This window comes from Caballeronia sp. KNU42 (genome assembly GCF_053760385.1).
Genome location: NZ_CM132390.1, coordinates 1562836 through 1588108, shown reverse-complemented (window position 1 = coordinate 1588108; position 25273 = coordinate 1562836). Strand labels below are relative to the sequence as shown.

The window sequence follows — 25273 nt, the reverse complement described above, 5'->3', positions numbered from 1 at the left end:
GCCATGATGACCCACGACAATCCGATCCCGCAGCCTGAACGCACGAAGAACGACGAAATTGCTTTCAGTTGTCCACGGATACGGGAGTGGCACAGGCATCATCCCCAGGACCGGCTGAATACGAACAACCCGGCCACCACCGTCCCCACCCGGACGGGACGCCTGTGCGCACCTGACCACGCTGACGACCGGTGATTTTCAAGTCGCCCGCCACGAGTTGGTTGAACGTCGGACGGTGACCTTTATCTGCGCCGTTATCCGCCACATTCAAGTCAAATTCGGACAAGCACAACGAGCGAAGCCCAAAAAACCGGGATGCGGGCGTGGAGAAGTGTCCCCGATGTGCATCAATGCGGTCTACAAAACATACCGGGATGCCAGCTTCTGAGTTAATTGCCCTATTCTTATACGAACGATCCGGCCGCATCAGTGAGCCGGCGTCGACACTTGCCTCGAGGGGTTCGGCATGAACCTGTTATCTTTTCGCACGCCTGCCTTTTACGCGGCTTGTCATCGCTGCGGCAACGCACTGACGCACGGCGAAGAAGAATGCCCGCATTGCGGCACAGATCAGTCCCGCGCATTGCGCGCACCGAACTCCGTGGACTTCAATAACGGCGCCGCCATGTTGATGCCCGGGCGCATGTTCGTGCCGTATCCGAGCGTGCCCGAGGAAGTCGACGCGGCAATGAATATTGCACGGGAGCGCGCCCGCGTCATCCGGCGCGTGGCGTTCGGCGTGGCAGGCGGCTCACTGCTTGCCGTCGCGCTCGCACTCACTTACGCTCCCGGCCTGAGATCGCCCGTGGTCCAACGGCTCGCTGCGCTGCCGGAGCCTGCAAGGACTCCGGCGTTCATCCCGCTAGCAACCGACAACGCACCGAAAGCCGCAGCACCGGCCAGCACGACGACGATTGCAGCGGCAGCGAAACCGGCGAAGCCCGTTTCGGTGAGCGTTCCTATACCACCTGCAGTGACCCTTGCAACGCCCCCTGCAGTGACCCTTGCGACACCTCCTGCAGTGACCCTTGCGACGCCACATGCGGTGATCGTTACGACGCCTCCTGCAGTGATCGTTGCCACGCCCCCCGCAGTGATCGTTGCACGGCCCCCTGCGCCGACCGTTGTGCCGCCTCAAGCACTCGCACAAAATTCGACGCAAATTGCGCCACAAGTACCATCACCATCACCATCACCAGCGGCAACGCTCGCCCCGGCAACGAATCCGGCGACCGAGATGATCGCGTCGATCATGAGCAAGTTGACAAGCGCAGCCGTGGCCTTGCGGGCGGAGATCTCAACGCTCACGATGAGCCCGGCGGCGGGTCCCGTTACCTCGGCGGCATCGATCGCACCGCCCCCTGTAATCGCGCAGACCGCAATCGCAGGGACGACCACGGCGAACGAGACCAACGCGCCAAGCCCTGTAGCGACACCGGCACCAAAGAGCGCTACTACCGGACCGGCTCTCACGTTCGCACAGGGCCCCGTGACCGCACCCGCCCCGCATAAAGCATTGCCCCCGGCACCCGTCACGCTTGCGCAAGATACGGCTACAACGCCACCGCCCACGAACGCGACGAACGCGACAACCGCGCCGATCGCAGCGCCCGTCATCAACACTCCGCCTGCAATCGCCGCCTTACCGCCCGCGCCCAGCCCCATCGCGGTCGCCGATGTCCCCATCGCCAGCCATGCGCCGCAGCCGTCTGCGCCGGTTGAAAAGGAATTACCAAAACTGTCCTTGCCGCCGGTTTCGCCGGTCATCACCACTGAGCGGCCGCCGTTGGGCAGCCCGGGAGAGAGCCTCTACTTCGCCCGCCTCGCACTGGTCACCAACGACCTGAGCGCGGCTCAAAAGAACCTGGCCAACGTGCCTGCAGATCAGATCAATAGCCCGGAGGTCCAGCGGGTCCGCGACGACCTCGACCAACGCGAAGCCGCACGCGATACCGCCATGCAACACGCACGCACATGCGACCGCTCGGCTTCATGGCGATGCGCGCGGCGTTATGCAAAAGACGCGCTCGCTATCGACTCGAGCTACACCGACTCGCGCGTGTTCCTCAGGCATGTGGCTATCAAGATTGCCGAAGCGAAGAAAGCGGCGGAAATCGCGCAGATCCAGAACGCCGCCATCGCTGAACGCGGGCCGCTCCACCCCGCGCCAATCCGCGAGGCCGTCGTGATCCCGCGCGCGGCGCCAGTCGCGAGCACGCCTGCCGTCCCACGCACGGCGCCAGTCGCAAGCACGGGTAGCGTTCCGGCCACGACGCTTAGCGCGCCGCCGCACTGGTTCGCGAACCCGATCGCACGTGCGCCGCGCGAAGCCCACGTAACACACGAGGCCCATGAGAACCGTGTCGCACCGGAAATGGCTGAGCCGGTCGTGGCCTTCCAGCCCGTGCGAAATCCGGACCCGGCCTCGTTCGGATCCAAAGCGCCTGACGACAACACACCCATTCGCCCGGCAGGTCGCGGCGAAGCACATTGAAGTGCATCGAGGCTTGAATCGAGACGTACTGCGAATCAAGCCTCACCGCCCATCACACGCGCCTACCCCGCTGGAATCGTCACGATCGGCGTCTTCGCGTCCTGATTGGTCTGCGCCAGCGCCATCAACATCTGCACGACCGTGAACGCGTGACCATTGGAATCCGTTCGCCACGCCGGACCTGCTAGGTATTCAATCGCGCCGCGGCGCGTTCAACGATTGCAGCGCGCAGAGCACGCGCCGCTTCGCCGCGACTCCACAACAGATCCACCAGCGGCTTCGGCGCGGTGTCGGGTGTACCTGAATTGAAGGGCGGTGCGGGCGCATATTCCAGTTGAAGCTGAATGGCCTGCGCCTCGGTCTCGCCGATCAAGCCGATGAGAAGCGTCAACGCGAAATCGATGCCCGCCGTCACGCCACCGCCCGTCATCAGATTGCCGTCCTGAACAACGCGCTCTTTCACGGGAATAGCCCCGAAACTTTCCAGGAAATGATGTGCCGCCCAGTGCGTGGTCGCGCGCCGTCCGCGCAGCAAACCGGCCGCTCCCAGGACCAGCGCCCCCGTGCACACCGACGTGACGAAGCGCGCCTGCGCAGCCTGCCGCCGGATGAAATCGAGCGCAATGTCTTCCTCCATCAACTCGCCGACACCCACCCCACCTGGCACGCATATGACATCGAGCGCAGGACAGTCGGCGTAGGTAATCGTGGGCGTCAGCACCAGACCACTGCTCGCGTTGACGGGGTCCAGCGTTTTCCCAATCAGGTGGACGGTCGCGCCAGGGACCGACGCGAACACATCATGCGGCCCTGTCAGGTCGAGTTGCTGAACGCGCGGGAAAACGAGGAAACCGATATGCAACGTCATGGCGATGAACCTTTAAAAGGAAGTGGACGCACTTAGAATACCTCGCTACGATTTGGCGAAATTGTCAATCAACCCTCGTTTCACGCCAACCCGGTTTCAAGCCATGAGCAACGCTCCTCGCCATATCGACATCCTCGCTTTTGCAGACGTCCAGTTGCTCGATGTCGCCGGCCCGCTGCAGGCCTTCGCCTCGGCCAACGAACTCTCGTTAGAGCGCGGAGCCGCCGCACCGTACATCGCGCGTGTTGTCGCTGCAGCCGCGGGCGAGATTCAAAGCACCGCGGGTCTCGGCCTGCTCGCCCAACCTTTGCCCACCGCTCAGCAAACGACAGACACGCTGATCGTCGCGGGCGGACGCGGCGTGCATGCGGCATCGAAAAATCCGGCGCAGGTGGCCTGGGTCAGGGAGCGCGCAGCGCAGTGCCGGCGAGTTGCATCGGTTTGCACGGGCGCGTTTTTGCTGGCGGCTGCCGGCTTGCTCGACGAGCGCCGTGCGGTCACGCACTGGGCGCATTGCGAGCATCTCGGGCAGAGTTATCCCGCAGTCCGCGTGGACCCCTCGCCCATTTTTATTCGTGACGGCGCGCTCTGGACATCCGCGGGCGTGACAGCGGGCATCGATCTCGCGCTTGCGTTGATCGAGGATGATCTCGGGAGCGCGCTCGCGCTCGATGTAGCGCGCGAACTGGTGGTGTTCCTCAAGCGCCCCGGCAACCAGGCGCAGTTCAGCACGACGTTGTCGCTGCAAAAAACCGGCGACCGCTTCGACGGCCTGCATGCGTGGATAGCCGAAAACATGGCAGCCGACCTGTCAATCGCAACGCTCGCCGAACGCACGGGCATGAGCGAGCGCAGCTTCGTGCGCCACTATCGGGCGCAAACCGGAATCACGCCCGCGCGCGCCATCGATCAATTACGCCTGGAAGCTGCACGTCGCCTGCTTGGCGATACCTCGTTTCCCGTCAAGCGCGTAGCCGCGCGCTGCGGGTTTGGATCGGAAGAGACCATGCGGCGCAGTTTCCTGCGTTCAATGGGTGTCACACCGCAGGCGTACCGTGAACGTTTCTCGGCAGGCGAGACCGCGTACACAGGCACGCAGGACTAACGTTTCGGCAGCGCAGCAACACCGTTCAGCACGGCCGTGCGAGCCTTTGCGGATGCGGAAGATTAATTATTTCGCGATAATGCTGCATTGCGCCTGGCTAACAATCCACAATTTCTCCTCAATGTCCATTATCGATGTCCCCAATGACCCGCTCACGCGCGTGATCGCGCCCTATGGCGCGGGTCCCGCCGAACTCGCCCTGGCAATCGGGGGCCTGGCAATCGGCACGGGTGAGTTCGCGTCCATGACCATCCTGCCGGTCATCGCGAACGGCCTCGGTACGTCCCTGCCCACCACGGGCCACATCATCAGCGCATATGCGTTGGGCGTGGTGATAGGCGCGCCGCTCATCACCATTTTCTTCGCGAAGATCCCGCGCCGCGCGATGTTGATCGGCCTGATGCTGATGTTCGCGTTCGGCAATCTGCTCAGCGCGCTCGCGCCGAATTACCCTTTGTTGCTGATCTCGCGCTTTATTTCCGGCGTGCCGCACGGCGCGTATTTCGGTGTCGCGGCATTGACGGCCGCCTCGCTCGTACCGCCCGACCGGCGCGCGCGAGCCGTCGGACGCGTGATGCTGGGCCTGACGATCGCCAATATCTTCGGTGTGCCGCTCGCGACGTGGCTCGGCCAATGGCTCGGTTGGCGCGCGGATTTTTTGCTTGTCGGCACGCTCGGCATTCTTACGATGATTGGCGTACGCATTTTTCTCCCGCCCATTCACGCGGGCGGCGCTACGCCGCGCCGCGAGCTTGGCGTGTTCAGGCGCTTGCAAGTGTGGCTGACGCTGTCGGTGATCGCGGTCGGCTTCGGCGGACTATTTGCGGTGTACACCTACATTACGCCGACGCTGTTGAACGTGACCCACGTGGAGCCCTGGCGCGTGCCGCTGTTGCTCGGCGCGCTAGGGGTCGGCATGACGGCGGGCAGCCTGATCGGCGGTGTGCTGGCCGACAAGTCGCGGCTCTGGACCATCTTCGGCATGCTGATCTGGAACGCCGCCGCACTGGCCGCTTTCGCCTATTCTTCGGCCAACGAATGGACGGCCACGCTCAACCTGTTCGCGATGGGACTCGGCATAGCGGTGGTCCCGGCCGTGCAGACACGCCTGATGGACGTGGCGGGCGACGCCCAGACGGTTGCGGCCGCGCTCAATCATTCGGCCTTCAACATTGCGAATGCGCTGGGTGCGTGGGCGGGCGGCGTAGTGGTCGCGATGGGATTCGGACTCGAGGCCACGGGCTGGACCGGTGCGCTCCTCGCCTGCGGCGGGATCGTGCTGCTGGGAGTTTCAGTAGCAGTGGAACGGCGCTCATTGATATCCGGCCCTGCGACGGTATGCGGTTCGTCGGGCGCTTGACAGCGTGGTGGCGTGGCGGCGTGACGGCGTAGTGGGGACCTGCGATGCACCACATTGAACATGCACGCGGGGGCAGGACAGGCTGACTCTTACGATCCTACGAAAACCCTCAAGCCCCAAGCTGCGGTGCCGTTATAGTGATCACGTGCGTGCGCACACAAACGAAGGAGCGGCGTTTTCAATCCCTCCAGTGTCCGGATGAAGAGTAGCAACATCGACATCGAACGAGATTGAATCAGGAGCCGGGGGAGCCTTCGGCTCGGAGCGCCGATGAACGCCTTTCCCGCTTACCCAACCACGCAGATGGTCGACGACAGCAGCGGCGTGCGCAGCGACGACGCCGCTGTGGACTCCGCTGCGCACGCCGCTCGCGCGATCATTGACCCGGCGCAATGGACCCGCGCTGACAGTTCGGTCGACGTGCTGTTGCGCACCGCCCACGCGCAGGTCGATACCACCGAGTGGGTGTGGTACCAGGTCGGCGAAGACCTGCATCTCGCGGGTCAGGGCGATGCCTCGCAAACGTGGCCCTGCCTTCTCACCGCCGACACCTTCCACGCCTTCTGCACGGCCCGGCGCCTGTGTCTCTGGCCCACGGGCAACGGTGAAAGCATCCTCGGCTGGCTGCTCGCGCCGGCCAGCCACGCGGGAAGTCAAAAGCTATCCGACCTTGCCCGCAGCCTGGGTGAAGCCCTGCAGACCGACGCGCTGGCGCGCGCGCAAAACACCCAGCGCGTACTCTACGAAATCGCCTATCTCGCGAGCTCCGTGCGTGAACGATCGGCGTTCCTGCTCGGCGTGCACCAGCAACTCGCCACGCTGATCGACGCGGAAAATTTCTATCTCGCGCTTTACGACGCGCCGAGCGGCGGGATCACCTATCCATATTATGTCGATGTGATCGATACTGCCGCGCTCGATTGCGCGACCTACGATACGCTCGATCCAACCCGCCTGTCGCTGACGGGCCAGGTGCTGACCTCGGGCCAGCCGCTTCTGATCGACGCCGCCGGCATCCTTTGCGCCGAGCAGGAAGGCCGCTTCTATTGCGTGGGAGATCGCCCCGAATACTGGATGGGCGCGCCGCTCAAGAACGCCTCCGACGAAGTCTTCGGCATGATCGCCATGCAGGTGTACGACGTCTCGCGAATCTACAGCGTGGAGGACCGCGCGCTGTTCCTGGTCGTCGCCCGGCACGTTGCAATGGCGCTTGACCGGATCCTGCATCGCGACGATCTTGAACAAACGGTATCGCGCCGGACTGCTGAGTTATCCGAACTAAACTATGCGTTGAGGCAGGAGATCGCAGAACGCAAACGGGCCGAACATCTGCAAGGGGCGTTGTTCCAGATCGCCGAACTGTCGAGCCGGCACGGCGACATGATGGAGTTTTTCCAGAGCCTGCACGGGATTGTCGGCGAGTTGCTATATGCGCAAAACTTCTACATCGCGCTGGTCGACAGGTCGACGGCGACCGTGTCCTTTCCCTACTACGTAGACGAACTGCTGAACGATCATCCCGCGCCACGACGTAACCAGCGCGGCCTGACCGAGTATGTGATCAGGCAACGCCGCCCCTGCCTGATCGACCTCGCTGAGGCCACGCGTCTGATTGACTGCGGCGAAATAGAACGTTCGGGCGAGAGCATCAAGCTGCGTTCGTGGCTGGGCATTCCGCTGTTCGACGGCGACGTCGTGCGCGGCGTGCTCGCCGTGCAAAGTTATTCCACGCGCGTGCGTTACTCGTTGCGCGACCAGGAATTGCTGACGTTCGTCTCGCGCCATATTGATACCGCGCTCTCGCGACGCAGCGCCGCCGACGCCCTGCATGCAGCCAACCACGAGCTCGAGGAACGCGTGCAGAACCGCACGCGCGAGCTCGATCTCGCCAACGCCCGGCTGCAACACGAAAACTCGCACGACGCGCTGACCGGCCTGCCGAACCGCAGCCACTTGCTGCAGCGCCTGAGCGAGGCGTGGCGCGATCATCATGGCCAAGGCGAGCAACTGGCCGTGATGTTTATCGACCTCGACCGCTTCAAGGTGGTGAACGACAGTCTCGGTCATCATTTCGGCGATCTTCTGCTGGTGCAGGCAGCGGGCCGCCTGCGTAGCTGTCTGCGCGAGAACGATCTGCTTGCGCGCCTGGGCGGCGACGAGTTCGCGGTGCTGTCGCCGGGTGCGCCGCTGGATACCGCCGTGGCAATCGCGGAACGGATCCTGGCGGCATTCGACCTGCCGTTCCATATAGACGACCACGTGGTGTTTTCGTCTTGCAGCATTGGCATTGTCAGTCCCGATAGCCAGTTTCACAACGAGCCGGCCGATCTCCTGCGCGATGCCGATACCGCCATGTATCGCGTGAAGAACGGCGGCCGCGACAGTTTTGTCGTGTTCAACCATGCGCTGCGTCGCGAGGTGTCCGACCAGGTCGAACGCGAAGGCGCGTTGCGCAATGCGCTCAAGCGCGACGACGAACTGGTGCCGTATTTCCAGCCTATTGTTTGCGTGAACAGCGGCCAGCTCGTGGCGCTCGAAGCGTTGATCCGATGGCGCCAACCCGACGGCCGCGTCATCACGCCGGGCGAGTTCCTGCCGGCGGTGGAAGGCTTGCGCCTGATCGGGCGGCTCGATCTCTACATGCTCACGCGCGTTGCCGTGATCCTTGCGCAGCCGCAACACGCCGACTGGCCGCCGGTGCATGTGAACTGTTCGAGCTACAGCATGACGCGCCCGGAATTCGCCGATGACGTCCTCGCCCTGCTCGCGCGTCACGGCGTAGCGCCGTCGCGGATCTGCCTGGAGCTGACGGAAGGTGCGCTGGTTGCCGAGCCCGATCTGGCCAGGCGTTCAATGCAACGTCTTGCCGACCACGGCATGTCGGTGGTGCTCGATGACTTCGGCGCCGGCTTTTCGTCGCTGAGTTATGTGCATCAGTACCGCTTCAGCGGCCTGAAAATCGACCAGTCGTTTATCTTCGAGCTGACTACCAGCCCGCGCAGCCGCGCGATCGTACGGGCAATCGTGCGGATGGCGGAGTCGCTGGACCTGACGCTCGTGGCGGAAGGCGTGGAAGATGCAGCCACGCTCGCCGTGCTGCGCGAGATGGGTGCTGCGCAGGCGCAGGGGTACTATTTCGCCCAGCCCATGCCATTGGAAGAGCTTTTGCTGACCACGCTTGCGCCGCGCTTGCAGGCGCTGACTCAAGAGCCTTGAGGGTTCGATCGCGGAGTGGCGCACGGCAGGCGCCTTCGTGACTTCGCCTATTCTGTGGCGAGACTGCCCATGCGCTCCGCTTTCGCCGGTTTCCAGGGGTAGCGGTCGGGGTCTATGCCGGGTTGCTGGTTGCAGCGTTAGCGGTCGGGGTCAGTGCCGGGTTGCTGCTTTCAGTGTTAGTGGTCTGCTTGAGTTGGCTCATTTCTTTATCACTATTAGCCACTGCGCGTGGCGGCGCGTCATTTCTTTGTCCAAAGCGACAAAGAAACGAAGCAAAGAAAACGCTTTCAAAACGCGGGCTCGTAAGTTGACCCAGCGTGCAGTTTCCACGTTTTTGGCACCCCAAAAGCACGGTGCTCGCAAGAGCCACGGATGTTTGAAACCCTCCTTCTCCGAACACCGATACCCACACGCTTCGCCACCAGTGACTGAACCTGCCACAGGTGCACCCCGCGCTATCCGCGAACAACCATCCATCAAATTTGTACGCACGTCGAACCACGTCGCCAACCCGCCTCGAAACGAGGCCGCGAAGATGCGTAAGGCCGTATCCAACGAATGTAACTCCGCCAGTCACGCTGACCAAGCAGCTAACTCACGAAATGCCGCAGCAGTAAGTACGCGTGATGTTGTGCGGGTTTCTTGGCAATAGTGCTTGCCCGAGAGCGTACGGGGCGAAGCGTGTGCGTGTAGGAATTCGCGAGAAGGAGGGGTTCAAACATCGGTGGTTCTGGCGAGCACCGTGCTTTTGGGGTGCCAAAAACGTTGAAACTGCACGCTAGGTCAACTTATGGGCCCTCGTTTTGAAAGCGCTTTCTTTGCTTCGTTTCTTTGTCGCTTTGGACAAAGAAATGACGCGCCGCCACGCGCAGTGGCTAATAGTGATAAAGAGATTAGCAAACCTAATCAGACCATCAAACTAGGCAGCAGCAACCCGGCATTAACTCTGACCGCTAACCCTTGAACCTAGCAACCCGACATTGACCCCGACTGCTAACGCAGGAACCTAGCCACCCGGCACCAACCCCGACCGCTAACGCGCAGCAACAAACTCCCCGGCGTGCGCCGCGTCCGAGCCCCCGGTATGCCGCCCTGATCGCGCAGCAAACAACACCATCGCTCCGGCGAGGCGCGCTCGGGCTTCATCGGTTACCACAACGGCCGCGCCACGCGCCGTCTCACTCGCCAACTCACGCGCCGCCTGCACGCACGCGAACAACGGCCCGACTGCAAGTTCCATCTGCGGGTTCCATGCAAATACACGCTGCGTCTGCAACGGCCGCAATGCGACCCGCAACTCGTGCCAACGCCGATCGAGCGCGCGCATGGCCGTAAGCGAATGGTGCCCAGGCACATCAACGCTCGTATTGCAAACGCGCAAGACCTCGTCGAGGGCATCGAGCACGCCGGTCACCTTGACATCCACGTGATGAGACGTGCGCAGCGGCATCATCGATACCGCTACGGCTATCGACACAACACAACCAACGAACACTTCCTCCACGCGCATCTCGATCAACGGTCCAATAGCGAAGCCCAACTCGCCATAGATCAGCCCGACCAGCACGGTGATGAAAAACACGCCCTGCCCATACAAGGTCAGGATGAAATACGCCCAGCCGAACACGCACGCGGCCATCGCCACAACCAGCAACCATGGCGTGCCATGAAGCGCGCCCACGAGCGCTGCGCTGACGGCCACGCCCGCAAGCGTGCCGAGCACGCGCTCGCCGGTCTTGCGGATCGTGTCGCCACGCGAACGTGTGCCGAGGAACACCACGAAGGTCGTGATGACGGCCCAGAACCATCGCTCCGGCGACACCGAATGGCCGATCAGCATGGCGATCAACGCGGCCGTCGTCGCGCGGCAGGCGGGCAGCCAGGAAAGCGCATCGCGCCAGGCGAGCGCTGCGCCGGTTGACCGCTTCACGCCGGTCCGCTTCACAGCCGTTCTCGCAGCGCGTGCAGTCGACGCCACCGCGTCACGGCCCGCACGCGACAAACGTCGAAGGGCAACCCGCAAGCGCACATCGCTTCGGTCAAGCCGGCTCGAATCCACCGCATGCTGACCCGCCGCAACCTCGACATCGATCAGGCACGCCCGCAGCCGCTGCACGCCCGGAAGATCGAGCAGGCCAAGCTGCTCTTCAACAGCAAGCGCCGCTTCGTTTAACAGCGACAAATGACGCATGGCGTTGGGCTCATCGGCGCGGCGATCGGCAAGTACGGTCGTGGCACGCTGCATCACCGCAGCCAGCGCGCGACGCAACGTAGCCTCGGGCCGGGTCGGCACCAGCACGCGAGCGGTGAACGCCACGCAAGCAAGCGCGATCGTCGACAGCCCGAGCATAGCGACCACGTGCGCGAGCGCCGGATGGAGATAAAGCCCTAGGTAGAACGAAACAACTGCCGTCATCGCGCCGCCAAGCGCACGCGGACCACAGGCCTGGACCAGCATCGCCGCGAACAGTACAGCAAGAAATGCCGCGTCCGCTACGAGCGGCCAGGCCGCGAGCGTGCTCGCTGCGATCAGGCTCGCAGACCCCGCGCCATAGATGACAGCAAGTGAGCGGAACCAGTCACGCGGCGAGGCATCACGGAGAAATAGCGGCGCGACCATCGCGAACAGCAACGCGAACCCGGCGAGCGTCGGCGGCTGATCCGTGTGAACGGTCCAGCCGATCGTCACTACGCCCGTCAGCACACAGGCAATCGCACTGCGAAGCGCGGTGTGAAAACGCAGCAGGCCGGGATCGGAGCCGAGCAGGCGGGTCAGCAGACGAGATGAAGGGGAGACAGCACCACGGGTGGCGGACCTGTGGACGCGTGCGCGGTGGAAACCTCGCGCGAGTGAGCATAGGGATGCTGCAATGGACATGTGTAATACCCGGGACAAGTGTCGGTCACGGCTTATGGCCAGTTCCGATACGACGAGCCCGCCTCGCGGCGAACCCTCCTGTTTGGTGCGCCAGGCAAAACGTCAGACCGGGATCACCGGACCAGCGCAATGCATGCAACGCACGCGAAACGAATTACCGCCTCGCGTATACCCGCATATTACCGTGTCAAAATTCCTGGACCAGGGTTTACCCGATTTGCGCCGGTCGCCGCATTTCATTGACGGCGCCGCACGCCTCCGCCACGACTTGCGCCAGCTCGGCAAGCTGGGTTTCAGCGGTCGACGTTGCCTCGCCCAGCGACAGGACCGCGGCTTCGAGGTCATCGGCGGCGCCTTCGTTATCGGTGAAAAACTTGAGCGGCAAGGCCGCAAGCGCTTCGGCATTCGCCGACGCCTGGTCGGTCAGTGCACACAGCCGCACCAGGTTCTCGCACAAGGATTCGAGGGCGTCGGCCGCATAGCGGCAGAGGGCGGCGTCGCTTGCGGGATCCTGGGCCACCCCGTTCAGCGTGGCTTGCGACTTCTCGACCTCACGTGCGAGCACGTAGCTCCGGTCACGTGCAGCGGCAAGGCGCACCGCGTAGTCGCTTAGTTGCAAGACCCGCTGCGCCGTATCGGTGAACATCGTGTTCTCCTGTTTCGTCCGGTCGGCCAGATGCATTTTGGATCAATTGAATCTGGCGCGACCGGACCGCAACAATGTTGTTATGGCCCGGCCGGCGTTCCTCGTCGAGCACGCAGGAGTCGCCGTTGCGGGACTTCGGATCACAAGTGACAGTCGATAGCTGCCCCTGCTCCCCTCTTTACGGCAGGTAAATCGTGAGCTTTAACGAATTCTTCATAACCATGTGGTTTTCCGTGGCGGCAGCGTGGACAACCCGTGAGTGATGTCAAGACAACCCATTAGCGGCATGAGCCGGCGGCGCACCCTCCTTTTGATTAATAGACCCTTCTTTAATCAAACATATTAATTACGATTTAATTACCATTCAATTACGATAGGGATGTTATTTCGATTATTTAATAATTCCTACACGTGTAATTTCTATCCTCTCGCTTGCCGTTTCCCGACGCCATTCGTACGCGCATGGCGCCCCGTCGCGCAAATACGCAAACCGTCCAGAGGACGCTTGTGCTCAGCAGATCAGTTAATACCGGTTGGCTATGCGCCGCCGTGCTCGTGTGCACGATGCTCAGCGCATGCGGGGACCATGATCAACCCGCTGCGTCCACTTCATCGCCGGAGCAGTCCGCAGTTTCGTTGTCTCCATCCCCCGCTTCTTCCGCTTCTTCTATTCAGCAAACCGATGCATCCGCGTTAACGGGATCGTCGGACATACAGCGCTGGGCTTTGCAGCAGACCCAGCCCGCAGCCGCATCGTCCAGTGTTACCCAAGCCTCGTCGCTCGCCGCCGCTTCCGAGCCCTTGTTACCCCCGGTTATCCACGACGCCGAGTGACACAAGGGCGACAACGAAAGCGGCCGGCGAGCCTGTTCTTGCCTTCCCCCCACGACCGACAGAGACCCATGAACTTAAAAAGCCGACGTGATTTTCTCAAGGCTGCCGCACAGGCAGCCGGTTCCGCCACCGCACTAGGCATCGTGCCGATTGGCATCCGCAATGCACTCGCGATACCCGCCAATAATCGGCACGGCAGCATCAAGGACGTCGAGCATATCGTCGTGCTGATGCAGGAAAACCGCTCCTTCGATCACTACTTCGGCACGCTCCAGGGCGTGCGCGGTTTCGGAGACACCCGCGCCGTACAGCTCCCCAACGGCCAGCCTGTCTTCAACCAGCCCATTGCTGGGGGACTCGGCGAAGTGCTGCCGTTTCGCCCGAGCGCGCCCGATCTCGGGCTTCAGTTCATCCAGGATCTGCCACACGACTGGACCACGGGCAAGGGTGCTTACGACCAGGGCCGTTACGATCAGTGGGTGCCGTACAAAAGCACGACCACGATGGCGTACCTGACGCGCGAGGACATCCCGTTCCACTACCAACTCGCCGACGCCTTCACCATTTGCGACGCGTATCACTGCTCGATCAACTCGTCGACGGACCCGAACCGCTATTACATGTGGACCGGCTGGGTGGGCAACGACGGCAACGGCGGCGGCCCGGTGATCGACAATGCCGAAGTGGGCTATAGCTGGTCGTCGTATCCGGAAGTGCTCGAGAGCGCCGGCATTTCGTGGAAGATCTATCAGGACATCGGCACGGGGCTCGATGCAAGCGGCTCGTGGGGCTGGACCAGCGACAACGCGTACATCGGCAACTATGGCGATAACGCACTGCTCTACCTGAATCAGTATCGCAATGCGCAGCCCGGCAGTCCGCTGTATGAGAAAGCGCGCACCGGCACGAACGCAGCGGCCGGCGACGGTTATTTCGACATCCTCAAGCGCGACGTGCAGAACAACGCGTTGCCGCAGGTCTCGTGGATTGTTGCGCCCGAAGCGTTCTCCGAGCATCCGAACTGGCCGGCCAACTATGGCGCGTGGTACGTCGACCAGGTGCTGCAGATCCTGACGTCGAATCCGGAGGTGTGGAGCAAGACGGTGCTGCTGATCAACTACGACGAGAATGATGGCTTCTTCGATCACGTCGTGCCGCCGTTCCCGCCCTCTTCCGCTGCGAACGGCAAATCCACGGTCAGCACCGTCAATGAGATCTTCCCGGGCAGCAGCAGCTATCAGGCGGGTCCCTACGGCCTTGGAACACGGGTGCCGATGCTGGTTGTCTCGCCCTGGTCCAAAGGCGGTTACGTGTGCTCGGAACTGTTCGACCATACCTCGGTGATTCAATTTATCGAAAAGCGTTTTGGTTCGCGTGCGAACGTTACGGAATCGAACATCACGCCGTGGCGCCGAGCAATCTGCGGCGACCTGACGTCCGCATTCAATTTCAAGACCCCGAACGCCGCAGTGCCGAGCCTGCCGGACACGAGCGGTTACGCCCCTACGCAACAGATTCGTCATCCTGATTATGTGCCGGTGCCGCCTGCGGTCCAGGCCGTGCCGAAACAGGAACCCGGCGTGCGTCCCGCTCGCGCGTTGCCCTATGAATTCTTCGTTCACGCCCACACGAATACGGGCAAGGGCGTGACCTTCGACTTCATCAATACCGGCAATGCCGGCGCGACCTTCCTCGTGTATACGGCCAACAGCCAGACCGCGCCGAGCTGCTACACCGTTGAAGCCGGCAAGCGCCTGCAGGATCAATTCCCGCTGAGCGCCACCAATACCTACGACTTCATTGTGTACGGTCCGAACGGCTTCCTGCGTCGCTTTACCGGCACGGCGGTCCAGCAGCACTGGTGGAATGACAAGCAGGCGCTGCCGGAAGTCGCCGAGGGTTACGACGTCGCCAACGGCAACCTGCAATTGCGCCTGAAGAACCTGGGCACAACGAGCTGCCAGTTCAAGGTGGCAAACGCTTATGCGCCGGGTACGGTCATCACGCGCCAGGTGCGTGGCGGCGACACCGAAAGTCTTTATCTCGACTTGCGCGCGTCGTATGGCTGGTATGACCTGAGCATCACCATCGCCTCGGACGCCACCTTCGTGCGGCGTCTTGCAGGACATGTGGAAACCGGCAATAGCAGCATGTCAGACCCGGCACTTGGAAGCTGAAACCTGAGCAATCGGTAAGAAAACGCTGCTGCGAGTCTGGCTCGCAGCAGCGTTTTTCATTCAGCAGACAACCTGGCTTCAGGTACCCGGGTAACGACCCTCGCGTTCAATTGTGCGACGCTTGCATTCTTCGACAACACGCTTATCGGCATTCGGTCAGGTTCAGCGTGACCACGCCGCCGCACAAGCACTTTCAGCGCAGCGTTGCCGTTTGAATAAGCCGATGCAAACCGGTTGCACCAAACCCACGCATTCACTTCTGCGCGGGCAAATCCGCGTTGCCTTTATAATCCGCCATGATTCCAATTTTCTGCCTCCCCGCCTGCCACCCCCTTTGCGGCTTACGCGAAGCCCTCCCCTATGCGGTGGCCGTATGAAAACCCCCAAAAGACTGCTGCCGCTGCTGGAAGAGGGTCTGATCGACGAAGTGATCGGCCAGTTGATGAGCGGCAAGGAAGCAACCGTCTATGTCGTGCGCAGCGGCGACTCAACCCGGTGTGCAAAGGTCTACAAAGACGCGAAGCAGCGCAGCTTCCGGCAAGCGGCTTCGTACCGCGAAGGGCGCACGGTGAAAAACAGCCGGCAAGCACGCGCAATGGAGAAAGGCACGCGCTACGGCCGCCAGATGCAGGAAGAAGCGTGGCAGAACGCCGAGGTCGACGCACTGTTTAGGCTCGCCAATGCCGGCGTGCGTGTGCCGCAACCGTACATCTGCACGGATGGCGTGTTGCTGATGGAACTGGTGGTAGACGCCCAGGGCGACGTCGCGCCGCGTCTGAATGACGTGGACATGAGCCATGCGCGCGCGCTCGAGCTGCATGCAGTGCTCCTGAATGAGGTTGTGCGCATGTTGTGCGCCGGCATGATTCACGGCGATCTGTCCGAATACAACATCCTGCTCGCCGCTGACGGTCCGGTGATCATCGACTTGCCGCAGGCCGTGGATGCCGCCGGCAATAACGAAGCGGCAGCCATGCTGCAACGTGACGTCGATAACCTCGCGACCTACTTCGGCCAGTTCGCGCCGGAATTGCTGAAGGCGAGCTACGGCAAGGAAATGTGGGCGATGTATGAGGCGGGTTTGCTCACTATCGATACGAAGCTTACCGGTCACGTGGAAGTGGACGCCACGCCGGTGGATCTCGAAGCTGTGATGCAGGAAATCGAGGACATCAGGCTTGAAGAGGAAGCGCGCGTGAGACGCGAGCAGGAGCTCAACGGGTAGTTTTTGCTCGCGCCGGTGGACGGGGGTTTGGGTTCTGGCGGGGTTCGGAGGTAGTGGTCGGGGTCAATGCCGGGTTGCCAGGTTCCTGCGTTAGCGGTCGGAGTCATTGCCGGGTTGCTGCTTTCCAGGTTAATGGTCTGCTTAGGTTGCCTGATTTCTTTATCGCTATTAGCCACTGCGCGTGGCGGCGCGTCATTTCTTGGTCCTTAGCGACAAAGAAACGAAGCAAAGAAAGCGCTTTCAAAACGAGGGCTCATAAGTTGACCCAGCGTGCAGTTCCCGCGTTTTTGGCACCCCAAAAGCACGGTGCTCGCCAGAACCACCGATGTGTGAAACCCTCCTTCTCCGAACACCGATACCCACACGCTTCGCCACCAGTGACTGAACCTGCAAAAGGTGCACCCCGCGCTATCCGCGGACAACCATCCACCAAATTTGTGCGCGGCCGCCCCTCAACCCATCCATCGCCGCGAGCGGAAACTACTGCTCCAGTTCGCTCGCCAGCGCATCGAGTGCCGGCCCGCACGGTGCTTCGACCTTCAGTTGTAATAGCGCGTCGGCGCGCGTCTTCCCAAGATTGATCGCCGCGATCGGCTTGCCCGCGCGTGCCGCCCACTCGCAAAAGCGAAAACCCGAATACACCATCAGCGACGAACCGAGCACGAGCATGGCATCTGCCTGCTCGAGCGCGGCCGCCGCCGCGTCCACGCGGGTCCTCGGCACGCCCTCACCGAAAAACACCACGTCAGGCTTGAGCAGACCGCCGCAACGCGTACAAGACGGGGAATGGAAAGCATCGAAGTCATAGCCTTCGAGCTGCGCATCACCGTCCGCCACCGGCAACGCAGCCAAGCCGACGAAGCCCGGGTTATCGGCAATAAGCCTCTGCTGGAGCGCTGCGCGTGAGGTCTCGTCGCCACACTCCATACACCGCACCCGGCCGATATTGCCGTGCAACTCGATCACGTCCGTATTGCCCGCGCTTGAATGCAGCCCATCGACGTTTTGCGTAACAAGCTTCTCGAACAGGCCCAGGCGCTCGAGCCGCGCAACCGCGAGATGCGCGGCATTCGGTGCGGCGCCCGCGACCAATGGCCAGCCGATCATGCTGCGTGCCCAATAGCGTTTGCGCGAAAACTCCGAGCCCATGAAGTCTTTCAACAAAATAGGCGCTCGACCGGTGCGCTGCCCCTCAGTATCCCGGTAACAAGGTATTCCGGATTCCGTACTAATTCCAGCACCGGACAAAACGAACAGCCGCGGATGCCGTTCGACGAAATCGTAAAGCGGGTTTGAACGCGTTCGAGACGCGTAGTCCGGAAGATTTTTCATCTTCGCAATAGTAGCTGCAACACGCTTTTTCCGCTGGAGCGCCGAAACACTCCGGCAACCCGCGACGCGTGACACAGCGCGCTGCAACGCCAAGTGTGCAAGACAGGTCAATCGTGCTGTCCATAAACAGTTTTTAGCCTGTATATTTAAAATACAGCTTTTGATTTGTATTTTTAAAATACAATTTTTAGACTGTATTTGCAAAACACAAGTTTTAACCTGTAGAATGAACGTAGAAGGACTTTTCCCGAGGTGTTCCTTGGACTATCGAATCAAGGCCATAAGCCAGTTGCAACCCATTCTCAAGGGCTATCGTCGGGCCGCCGGCCTGACTCAGGCGGCACTCTCAGAAAAGCTTGGCATCACGCAACAAAGTTACGCGCAACTGGAAGCAAATCCCGCCTCCGCGAGCATGGAACGGCTCTTCCGAGTGCTGCGGGTGTTGCACGTCGATCTGGTTTTAAGCGACGACGCCCCCGAAACCAACGAGCTCCCGCCGCTTTTCCTGGCCGAGCCGGCAACGCCGTACAACAACCCTGCCACGCAAAAACCGCGTGCCGCCCCGCGCAAGCAACCTAAACCGGCCGCGAGAAAACAGGGTGCACTGAAAAAAGAGAACTGGTAGACATGACCCGGATATCACGCACGCAAAGACTTAACGTCTGGATGAACGGCATTCCCGTCGGCATCTGGGAAAACGTCCGAGGTCACGAATCATTTTCCTATTTCACCGACTGGCTTGGCGACCCCCAAGGCCGCCCATTGTCGCTGTCGTTACCATTTCGCCCTGGCAATCTGCCGTACACAGGTCACGTAGTCACCGACTACTTCGACAACCTCCTGCCTGACAGCGTCGCCATTCGCAGGCGTCTTGCGGCCCGCTACAAGCTTCGCGACATCACACCGTTCCGGCTCCTTGCCGTGCTCGGCCGAGACTGCGTGGGCGCATTGCAACTGTTACCTGAGGACGAAGAGCCCTCCGGCCTTTTCCAGATCGCCGGGAAACCGCTGACCAGCTCCGCCATTGCGCAGATCCTGCGCAATACGACAGCGACCGCCGCGCTCGTGCGCGAAGAAGACAACGCGGACTTGCGACTCTCCATTGCCGGCGCGCAGGAAAAGACCGCGCTGCTTCACCACGAAGGCCGCTGGTTGTTGCCCACGGACAGCACGCCCACCAGCCACATCCTGAAGCTGCCGCTCGGCAAGGTCGGCAACATGCAGGCCGATATGCGCACATCTGTGGAAAACGAGTGGTTATGCGCCCAGATCGTGGCCGCGTACGGACTGCCGGTCGCGAACACGTCGATCGAGTCGTTCGATGGTATGAAGGTGCTATGCGTCGAGCGCTTCGATCGACGCATGGCAAGCGACGGCAGCTGGATCATCCGGCTGCCGCAAGAAGATTTCTGCCAGGCGACAGGCACGCCGCCAGCATTGAAGTATCAGACGGATGGCGGCCCCGGCATCGGAACGATCATGGATTTCCTGTCCGGTTCGATTGAATCGGAGCGTGACCGGGAAAACTTCTTCAAGACGCAGATCGTGTTCTGGCTGCTTGCGGCCACCGATGGTCATGCGAAGAACTTCAGCCTCGCATTGCTGCCGCGCGGAGACTATCGCTCTACGCCGCTTTACGACGTTTTGTCAGCGCATCCAATCCTGGGTTCGGGCGCAAACAAGCTCGCGCCGCAGAAAGCGAAGCTGGCAATGGCCGTGCGCGGCAGTTCGAACCACTATTCAATCATGCAGATCCAGCGTCGGCACTGGATCAGCCAAGGCCGCCAAACGGGACTGAGTGCGGCGAGCGTGGAGCAAATGATAGGGGAACTGATCGAGACGACCGATGCGAATCTTGATCGCATCGCAACGCGTTTGCCGACCGACTTTCCCGCTGACGTCGCCGACGCCATTTTCAAGGGCATTCGCAAACAATGTAAAAAGCTGGCAGCCATGTCGGCCGATGCCGATACGCTAACAGCGTGAAGCTTGGCCGATAAACATCGGAGGACGCGCTAAACGGCGCTCCCCGAACCCCTCACGACACCCTCGCCCCGAGCTTCACCGACATCACCGGTTTCGGAAACAGCGGATAAGCAACCAGTGCACAGACAGCCGCAGCCAGCCACACGACGCCCCACGATCCGATCGCGAGCAGATGCGGAATGCACACCGGCGTCAGGAACAAGCCGAGATATACGCCGGTATTGACCATCCCGAGCGCCGTTCCCGCACGATCCTTGCCGGCCAGCGTCGCAAGTTCGGTGTAGGCCACGCCGTGCCATGCGGACACGCAGATCCCGGCAAACGCGATGAGCACCATCAGCAATGCTTCCGGCAACCTGAGACCCGACGCCACCGCAGCGCCCAACACCACGAACGACCCCACCGCGACCAGCGTCGATCCACGCAAATACGAACGCCGGTTGCCGCGTTTATCGGTGAAACGGCCGCTCGCCACCCGCATGATCATTGCGCCGACTTGGACGGTGACCATCGTCGCGGTAATGCCCGCTATGCCGACATGCCCGAAGTCATGCAGAAACACAGTGGCGAAAGTCAGCACCGCGAACTGCGGGACGCACAAGATGCCGATCCCCGCCACGACACGCCAGATCATCCTGTCACGCAGCGGACTAACCAAAGCCGCGGGCGGCATGGGTGAACTCACGCTCGAACCGACATGCGCTGCAACAGGCGCCTCAGGCGGCTCGTGCAGCCAGAACCAGGCGAGCACGCCCGAGACCGCGCACATGACCGCCAGCACGCCGTAGACCGGGCGGAATCCTCCGGTAGATGCAAGCCAGGGCAGCACCAACGCGCCCAGGCCGCCGCCGAGCGGCACGGCGGTCTGGCGAATGCTCATCGCCAGACCGCGTTCGCCTTCCTGAAACCAGCGCATGACCGCACGCCCACTGGATCCGTTTACGCTCCCCCCGACCACTCCGACCAACGCCATCGATATCGCGAGCCACAACAAACCCGGAACAGCCGCATGCGACGGCACGACGAACAGCATCATGGAGAGCAACGCGGCTGCGGTCGCAGCCAACCCCGTCAGCAGGATCGGCCGGTCACCCCAGCGGTCGGTCGCCACGCCCCACGGCAACTCCGTGAGCGCGACGCCCAGCCCCATGGCCCCGAGCGCCAGGCCGAGTGCTGCGTTGCCAAGGTGATAATCCGCGCGCAGCCAGACGGCGGTCGTCGGAATGCCCGCGGCGGCCGCCGAAAAGCTCACGTTCGCGGCCACGCCGACGCCGAGCACTTTCCATCGATGCGACGCGCCCAAATTGCGGTGCACCGCCGCCGGCAAGGGGATTGCACATTGAGATTCCATGCTTTTCTCGCTTGTTTGCTGTCGATGGACCCAGTGTCGCGGTTTATCATCGTCCTGAATATCAAGTAATATTGAATCGATGATTCGACAAAACAGGACGATCCACCATGTCGCAAACCAATTTCGATGTCGCTTCGTTGCGGACCTTCGTGGTCGGCATGGAGCTGGGAAGCTTCGCCAAGGCGGCGGACCGCGTAGGGCGCTCGACCTCGGCCGTCAGCGCGCAGATCAAGAAACTGGAGGAGCAGTCGGGCGCGCCGTTGTTCAAGAAAGCCGGGCGCAATCTGGCGCTCACCGAGGCGGGCGAAACCATGCTGCGGTTCGCCCGCAGGCTGATCGATCTCAACGATGAAGCAGCCGTCGCCGTGCGCGGCCCCGACCTGGAAGGTTGGATCAGGCTTGGGCTGCAGGAGGATTTCGGCGAAGTCATGTTGCCTGACGTCCTGGGACGGTTCTCGCGCGCGCATCCGAAAGTGCGGATCGAAGCACGGGTCGCGCGCAATACGGAACTGCTCAGCCGGATCGATTCGAACGACCTCGACCTTGCCCTGATCTGGGACGACGCGGTCTCGTTGGCTCATGAACTTCCCGGCAGCGACCGGCACGAGATGATCGCCGAACCCGGCATGTGCTGGATCGGTTCATCGACCTTGCCGTGGAATCCCGATCCGGCAGAACCGCTGCCGCTGGTCGCGTTCGATCGCGCGTGCCTGTTTTTCAGCGCCGCCACCGATGCGCTCGATCGCGCGAATATCCGTTGGCGCGTGGCGTTCACCAGTCCGAGCCTCTCCGGCCTGTGGGCCGCCGCGGCAGCGGGTTTGGGGCTTACCGTGCGCACGCGCTATGGTTTGCCGGCTTCCGTCAGCGCATTCGAGGGCCGGGATCTGGGATTGCCCGCGCTGCCGTCGTTGCCGCTGTCGCTCGTCCTCGCATCGGCTACGCCCAAGCCGCCGGTGCAGCAACTCGCGGCGCTCATTCTGCAATCCGTGCGCGGCGGGTCGGCGTCGCTGGATCGGATCGCGGCGTGAGCGGCATTTTTGCGGTGCTTCGTTACGCGATTCACAGGTAAGAGGAAGTAGAAGGCCATTCACGCATCACCCATCGTCCAGGCTCAACGGCCCGCTTTTTGCTGAAAGCTGGAGAACGACCGACGGGAGTGCGACATGGCCAGTTCAATGCAGCAAGCGGCAAGATTCGATAGTCTTCGAGAGGATCGCGGCACGCGCGTAAGCATCGCCGACACGCCCATCCTGCTGGTCCGGCAAGGCGACCAGGTCCGTGCGTTTTCAGCCGATTGCCCGCATGCCGGTGCGCCGCTCGAGGAAGGCGCGATCTGCAATGGACGCATTGTTTGTCCGTGGCATAAAGGAACCTTCGCGGTAGCCAATGGCAGCCTGATCGAGCCGCCCGCGCTAGCCGGTTTGAAACGCTATCCGGTAGTCATTGAAAACGGCGACGTCCTCGTTTCACCGCACGAGCAAACTGAGCCCGTACATGCGCCGAACACAGACACACGCACGATGGCCGTAATCGGTGCGGGCGCTGCGGGCGCGGCCGCGTGCGCCACGCTGCGCGAAGCCGGCTTCGATGGACGTCTTCTGCTGATCGGACCTGAGCACGGCATGCCCTACGATCGCACGGCGCTCAGCAAATTCGTGCTGGCCGGCGACATGCCGCCTGAGGAGATTCCCCCGCTTTTGCCCGACGATTTCCTGTCGACGCAGCACATTGAACGGATTGAAGCGACCGTCGAGAAACTCGATGCCCGCACGAAGCAAATCGAGCTGTCCAACACACTCACCCTGAATTACGACGCCGCGCTGATCTGCACAGGCGGCATTCCCAAGCCAATAGATGTGCCGGGCTCAAACTTGCCCGGCATCTTCATGCTGCGCTCACAAGCGGATGCCGCCGCGATCCTTGCGTCGCTCGAAGGCGCGAGGCGAGCGCTTATCGTGGGCGCGAGTTTCATCGGGCTGGAGGTGGCTTCGTCGTTGAAGAAGCGCGGCATGGACGTCATCGTTGTCGCGCCGGGAACGATGCCGCTCAGCTCGCAATTCGGTGATGAACTGGGACGGATGTTTCAACGCCTGCACGAGAAAAACGGCGTGGTTTTCCATATGGAATCCGAGATCGAAGCGTTCATCGGCAATGACGACGGGCTCACAGCGCAACTCGACAACGGCGAAAAACTGCCGGCGGATGTGGTGATCATCGGCACTGGCGTGCGCGCGGCGACCGACTTCCTGCACGGCGTCGAACGGGCGGATGACGGGGGCATACCCGTGGATTCATCGATGCATGTTGCACGCGATGTCGCGCCCGATCTCTACGCCGCCGGCGACATTGCGCAATTCCCGCTGCCGCGCTCGGACAAAACGCTACGCATAGAGCACTGGCGCGTTGCGCAACAACACGCGCGTATTGCCGCGTTCAACATGGCCGGCGGCGACGAGCATTACACGGGCGTGCCGTATTTCTGGACCTATCACTTCGGCAAGCGCTTCGAATATATCGGCCACGCAAGCGAGCACGACAACGTAGTGATCGATGGCGATCTCGATGCCCAGGAGTTCATCGCATACCTGCTCAAGGATGGCCAGGTTGCAGCGGCAGTAGCGTGCGAACGCGAAGCGCCTGCAGCACGGCTAGCGGAAGCCATGCGCGCCCCCTTGACGCTCGCGCAAGCGCGCAGCGCCGCTGCCGGTTGATTCAGTCATAGCGACCCGGCCCATAGGCATTCGTCCGGACCAGCAACCGGAACACCTCGATCAGTGCAGACGCTGCCTGTTGTGGGAAGCGGCCACGCAAGCTGTCCCGGGTAGTGGTCCACCACATGCGCCGCTGATGCTTGTCGGTGAACAACCCGGCGATCAGGAAGACCTGCAGGGCAAGCCGTTTATCGGCCCCGCCGGTGCGTTGCTGGACAGGGCACTCGATGACGCCGGCGTGGATCGCGGCCGCGTGTACGTGACCAACGCGGTCAAGCATTTCAAGTGGGAACCACGTGGCAAGCGCCGCATGCACAAGACCCCGGCGCAACGCGAAGTGGACGCGTGTCATTACTGGCTCGAACGGGAGTTGGCGGAACATGACCCCAAGGTTGTAGTTGCGTTAGGGGCGACCGCGTTGAGGTCCGTGCTGCAAAAATCGACGGTGAAATTGCAAGCGTCGATGGGCGAAGCGATCGAACACGATGGACGCATGGTTATCGCGACCTTTCATCCTTCTTATGCGCTTCGAGCGCCCGATGCCGGGACCCGCGAAAGTGCGTATCTGGCGATCGTCGAGGCTTTCAAACACGCCCATCGATTGATCGAAAAGTAGGCTGGAGAATCCGGGAGAGACGGCATGGCGAGCGCATCGAAGAGCAACGCTAGCAGCAATGGCAAACGCAAATCCACGCGTCAAAAACATGCACGCGCAAAGCCGAAACCGGCACAACGTTCAAGCGCTTCGAACTCCAGGCGCTGGTCGCATGAAGTGATGGAAACGAGCGATGCCATGGATGTTGAGCATGACGTTTTCAAGGAAGGCAGCGCGCAGGAAATCGCCGATTCGCTGAAGAAATCATCTACGCGCAGCAACCGGCGCAAAGGCACGCCTTTCCAGTCCGCTATGTCGATGCTGAATTTCTACATCAATCGAGCCGGGCGAAATCTGCCGAAATCACGTCGGACCGTGCTGGATAGCGCGAAGAAACGCCTGCGCGAAGCGTTTGGCCGCAAGCCGTGATGGCTGGATGAATGCTGCGGTGGAATGCGCCTTGCTACTGTGCTTCAGGCGCTCACTTCCGGCACG

At 61.8% G+C, this 25273-nt stretch carries 17 protein-coding genes; 12 read left to right on the top strand and 5 right to left on the bottom strand.

Features of this window, described 5'->3' with window-relative positions:
* Positions 1-466: 466 nt before the first annotated feature.
* Positions 467-2494 (top strand): hypothetical protein, encoded by a 2028-nt coding sequence (locus ACSOSP_RS38345; protein ID WP_455314222.1) that lies wholly within the window; start codon positions 467-469, stop codon positions 2492-2494.
* Positions 2495-2678: 184 nt separating this feature from the next.
* Here ACSOSP_RS38345 and ACSOSP_RS38340 read toward each other — a convergent pair whose 3' ends face one another.
* Complete coding sequence (locus tag ACSOSP_RS38340; RefSeq protein WP_455314221.1) at positions 2679-3362, bottom strand: DJ-1/PfpI family protein; 684 nt, start codon at positions 3360-3362, stop codon at positions 2679-2681.
* Positions 3363-3465: 103 nt separating this feature from the next.
* Between ACSOSP_RS38340 and ACSOSP_RS38335 the strand changes: the two genes are divergently transcribed.
* From ACSOSP_RS38335 to ACSOSP_RS38325, 3 genes are all read left to right on the top strand, one after another.
* Complete coding sequence (locus ACSOSP_RS38335) at positions 3466-4467, top strand: GlxA family transcriptional regulator (protein WP_455314220.1); 1002 nt, start codon at positions 3466-3468, stop codon at positions 4465-4467.
* A 121-nt stretch (positions 4468-4588) separates the two neighbouring features.
* The gene (locus tag ACSOSP_RS38330) at positions 4589-5827 is read left to right on the top strand and encodes an MFS transporter (protein ID WP_455314219.1); all 1239 of its coding nucleotides are present in this window, start codon (positions 4589-4591) and stop codon (positions 5825-5827) included.
* Positions 5828-6097: 270 nt separating this feature from the next.
* Entirely contained in the window at positions 6098-9043 is a 2946-nt protein-coding gene (locus ACSOSP_RS38325) for a bifunctional diguanylate cyclase/phosphodiesterase (protein WP_455314218.1), read from the top strand.
* Positions 9044-10076: 1033 nt separating this feature from the next.
* Here the strand turns inward: ACSOSP_RS38325 and ACSOSP_RS38320 are convergent.
* Both ACSOSP_RS38320 and ACSOSP_RS38315 read right to left on the bottom strand, forming a co-directional pair.
* Positions 10077-11921 (bottom strand): FUSC family protein, encoded by a 1845-nt coding sequence (locus ACSOSP_RS38320; protein ID WP_455314217.1) that lies wholly within the window; start codon positions 11919-11921, stop codon positions 10077-10079.
* A 208-nt stretch (positions 11922-12129) separates the two neighbouring features.
* The gene (locus ACSOSP_RS38315; protein WP_455314216.1) at positions 12130-12567 is read right to left on the bottom strand and encodes a hypothetical protein; all 438 of its coding nucleotides are present in this window, start codon (positions 12565-12567) and stop codon (positions 12130-12132) included.
* A 902-nt stretch (positions 12568-13469) separates the two neighbouring features.
* Between ACSOSP_RS38315 and ACSOSP_RS38310 the strand changes: the two genes are divergently transcribed.
* Positions 13470-15578 carry a phosphocholine-specific phospholipase C gene (locus ACSOSP_RS38310; RefSeq protein WP_455314215.1) on the top strand — a complete coding sequence of 703 codons (2109 nt, stop codon included), beginning with the start codon at positions 13470-13472 and terminating at the stop codon, positions 15576-15578.
* A gap of 373 nt (positions 15579-15951) precedes the next feature.
* Positions 15952-16803, top strand: a complete 852-nt coding sequence (locus ACSOSP_RS38305; protein ID WP_455314214.1) for a PA4780 family RIO1-like protein kinase — start codon at positions 15952-15954, stop codon at positions 16801-16803.
* A 480-nt stretch (positions 16804-17283) separates the two neighbouring features.
* On the opposite strand, the gene ACSOSP_RS38300 is transcribed toward ACSOSP_RS38305, so the two are convergent.
* Positions 17284-18135: an NAD-dependent protein deacetylase gene (locus tag ACSOSP_RS38300; RefSeq protein ID WP_455314213.1), complete on the bottom strand. Its 852-nt coding sequence runs from the start codon at positions 18133-18135 to the stop codon at positions 17284-17286.
* 259 nt (positions 18136-18394) lie between these two features.
* Here ACSOSP_RS38300 and ACSOSP_RS38295 point away from each other — a divergent pair, with 259 nt between their 5' ends.
* Together ACSOSP_RS38295 and ACSOSP_RS38290 are read left to right on the top strand one after the other, a co-directional pair.
* Positions 18395-18760 (top strand): helix-turn-helix domain-containing protein, encoded by a 366-nt coding sequence (locus ACSOSP_RS38295; RefSeq protein ID WP_455314212.1) that lies wholly within the window; start codon positions 18395-18397, stop codon positions 18758-18760.
* Positions 18761-18762: 2 nt separating this feature from the next.
* Positions 18763-20121 (top strand): type II toxin-antitoxin system HipA family toxin, encoded by a 1359-nt coding sequence (locus ACSOSP_RS38290; protein ID WP_455314211.1) that lies wholly within the window; start codon positions 18763-18765, stop codon positions 20119-20121.
* Between the two features lie 52 nt (positions 20122-20173).
* Here the strand turns inward: ACSOSP_RS38290 and ACSOSP_RS38285 are convergent, their stop codons facing one another.
* A complete protein-coding gene (locus ACSOSP_RS38285; RefSeq protein ID WP_455314210.1) occupies positions 20174-21472 on the bottom strand; it encodes an MFS transporter in 1299 nt (432 codons plus the stop codon).
* Positions 21473-21579: 107 nt separating this feature from the next.
* On the opposite strand from ACSOSP_RS38285, the gene ACSOSP_RS38280 reads away from it, so the two are divergent.
* From ACSOSP_RS38280 to ACSOSP_RS38265, 4 genes are all read left to right on the top strand, one after another.
* Entirely contained in the window at positions 21580-22500 is a 921-nt protein-coding gene (locus ACSOSP_RS38280) for a LysR substrate-binding domain-containing protein (RefSeq protein WP_455314209.1), read from the top strand.
* A gap of 135 nt (positions 22501-22635) precedes the next feature.
* Complete coding sequence (locus ACSOSP_RS38275; protein ID WP_455314208.1) at positions 22636-24183, top strand: FAD-dependent oxidoreductase; 1548 nt, start codon at positions 22636-22638, stop codon at positions 24181-24183.
* The gene (locus ACSOSP_RS38270; protein ID WP_455315371.1) at positions 24173-24799 is read left to right on the top strand and encodes a UdgX family uracil-DNA binding protein; all 627 of its coding nucleotides are present in this window, start codon (positions 24173-24175) and stop codon (positions 24797-24799) included. The genes ACSOSP_RS38275 and ACSOSP_RS38270 overlap by 11 nt, the downstream gene beginning before the upstream one ends.
* 24 nt (positions 24800-24823) lie before the next feature.
* Entirely contained in the window at positions 24824-25207 is a 384-nt protein-coding gene (locus ACSOSP_RS38265) for a DUF3175 domain-containing protein (RefSeq protein WP_455314207.1), read from the top strand.
* Positions 25208-25273 lie beyond the last annotated feature (66 nt).